The sequence below is a fragment of the Bradyrhizobium sp. LeoA1Lang genome, from assembly GCF_055413685.1.
Genome location: NZ_JBVAPG010000365.1, coordinates 1 through 2,365 on the forward strand (window position 1 = coordinate 1; position 2,365 = coordinate 2,365).

Below are 2,365 nucleotides of genomic sequence, written 5' to 3' on the forward strand. Positions count from 1 at the left end.
CCGGGGCCCGGTCGTCGCGCTGCGCTACGCATGGCTCCGCGCGCCGCCCTCTCACCGCAAAAACCCAACCCAACCCTGTTCGCTGAGAGCCTTGACTCACAAAGCCCCATATGAGGGTGGGCAAAGCCTCGTAGGGTGGGCAAAGCGCAGCGTGCCCACCCTTCTGGCTCGAATGCGGATGGTGGGCACGGCGCTGTCGCGCCTTTGCCCACCCCACGCGATCGCCGTCATTCCGGGGCGCGACGAAGTCGCGAGCTATGATGTGCAATTGCACATCAGAGTATCCATCGGGCGGCAGACCAAGTGGATGAATGGATTCCGGGCTCGCGCTTCGCGCGCCCCGGAATGACGAGGCAGAAGGGACTACACGCCCGCCATCATCACGTATTTGATCTCGACATATTCTTCCATGCCGTGATGCGAGCCTTCGCGGCCCAGGCCGCTCTGCTTGACGCCGCCGAACGGCGCGACTTCGGTCGTGATCAGGCCGGTATTGACGCCGACCATGCCGGATTCCAGCGCCTCCGCGACGCGCCAGACCCGCCCGAGGTCGCGTGAATAGAAGTACGATGCGAGGCCGAACGGCGACTTGTTGCACATCGCGATCACGTCGGCTTCATCCTTGAAGCGGATCACCGGCGCGAGCGGGCCGAATGTCTCTTCCTGCGATACCAGCGCATCCGGCTTGACGTCGGAGAGCACCGTCGGCTCGAAGAAGGTGCGGCCGAGCGATGAGCGCTTGCCGCCGGTGACGACCTTGGCGCCGCCCTTCACCGCATCCGCAATGTGCCGCTCGACCTTCTCGATCGCTTCCATGTTGATCAGCGGCCCCTGCACCACGCCTTGCTCGGTGCCGTCGCCGATCTTCATGGCGGCAACCTTCTTCGAGAGCTTCTGCACGAACTCGTCGTAGATCTTGTCCTGGGCATAGAGGCGGTTGGCGCAGACGCAGGTCTGGCCCATGTTGCGGTACTTCGAGACAATCGCGCCCTCGACGGCGGCATCGATATCGGCATCATCGAACACGACGAAGGGCGCGTTGCCGCCGAGTTCCAACCCGAGCTTCTTCACGCCGACCGACGACTGCCGGTACAGGATCTTGCCGACCTCGGTTGAGCCGGTGAAGCCGACAAAACGCACTGCCGGGTGCTCGCACAGAACCTTGCCGATCGGCGGCGCATCGCCGGTGATGATATTGAACACGCCCTTCGGCACGCCGGCCTTCTCGGCGAGCGCCGCCAGCGCCAGCGCCGACAGCGGGGTTTCGTTGGCGGGTTTCAGCACCACGGTGCAGCCGGCGGCGAGCGCCGGCGAAACCTTGCGGGTGATCATCGAATTCGGGAAGTTCCACGGCGTGATCGCGCCGCAGACGCCGATCGGCTGCTTGATCGCGAGCAGCCGGGCATCCGGCCGCTGGGTCGGGATGGTCTCGCCATAGACGCGGCGGGCTTCCTCGGCGAAAAACTCGACATAGGCGCCGCCGATATCGACCTCGCCCAGCGCCTCGGCCAGCGGCTTGCCCTGTTCCGAGGTCAGGATCAGCGCCAGATCCTCGCGGTTGGCGATGATCAATTCGAACCATTTGCGCAGGATGTTGGAACGCTGCTTGGCCGTCAGCTTGGCCCAGGCCGGGAACGCGCGTTCCGCGGCCTCGACCGCCTTGGTGGCGTCATCGGCGCTCATCTGCGGGATCTTCGCCAGTTCGACCCCATCAGCCGGATTGTTCACGGCGAAGACAGACATGCCGACCCAGGCGCCATCGATGAAGCAGCGGTCGCGCAGCAGCGAGGGATCTTTCAGGCGATCGCGAAGCGAGGTTCCTGATTGCGAAGCGCGTGCGGCAACGGGCGGGTTCATGGCGTCACTCCTGAAATTTTCTGGGCGTATCGCCCAAACATAAGTCGAAACCGGTCGCAATGCATCGTCCGCTGAAGGCGGACGCGTCAAGCAATTTTGCGGGGGTGCGGGAGCCGCCAGCGCGTTTTCGAGCGAAGCATGCCCGCGGACTTGATCCGAAGGTAGACACCGGTTCGCTGCGTAGACTTATCTGCGCAGAAAACGCACCAAAACTAGAATCTAGAGCTTCGGTTCTGATTCAATCAGAACCGAAATGCTCCAGAGCATGATCCGGAAAAGTGGACACCGGTTTTCCCTCGCGACAAACGCGAAGCGTTTGCGCGGAGATCATGCTCAAACAAAGAGCTAGAGCGGGATGACGTTTCGAAGAAAAGTCATCACGCTCTAGGCTGTGTGGACTCTTGGGATTCTCAAATCAGACGGAACGTGATTCAAGGCTTTCTTTTAGGAGGAAGCCTTGGGGGTTCTGGATCGGCTCGTTCTGAACGACACGCAATGGGACCGTATC

2 protein-coding genes are annotated in these 2,365 nt (G+C 62.3%); one reads left to right on the forward strand and one right to left on the reverse strand.

All coding sequences use genetic code 11. The features are described 5' to 3' along the window. Positions 1-349 (forward strand): hypothetical protein (locus ACZYOF_RS43460; RefSeq protein ID WP_463719553.1); only part of this gene is annotated, 349 nt, incomplete at its 5' end. 14 nt (positions 350-363) lie between these two features. Here the strand turns inward: ACZYOF_RS43460 and ACZYOF_RS43465 are convergent. After that, on the reverse strand, positions 364-1,857 hold the full coding sequence (locus ACZYOF_RS43465) for an NAD-dependent succinate-semialdehyde dehydrogenase (protein WP_463719554.1): 1,494 nt from the start codon (positions 1,855-1,857) through the stop codon (positions 364-366). Positions 1,858-2,365: the final 508 nt, after the last annotated feature.

What these genes read in the sequence shown, in the direction of transcription:
- ACZYOF_RS43465 (WP_463719554.1), bottom strand. Translation starts at nt 1,857, where the DNA reads ATGAACCCGCCCGTTGCCGCACGCGCTTCGCAATCAGGAACCTCGCTT.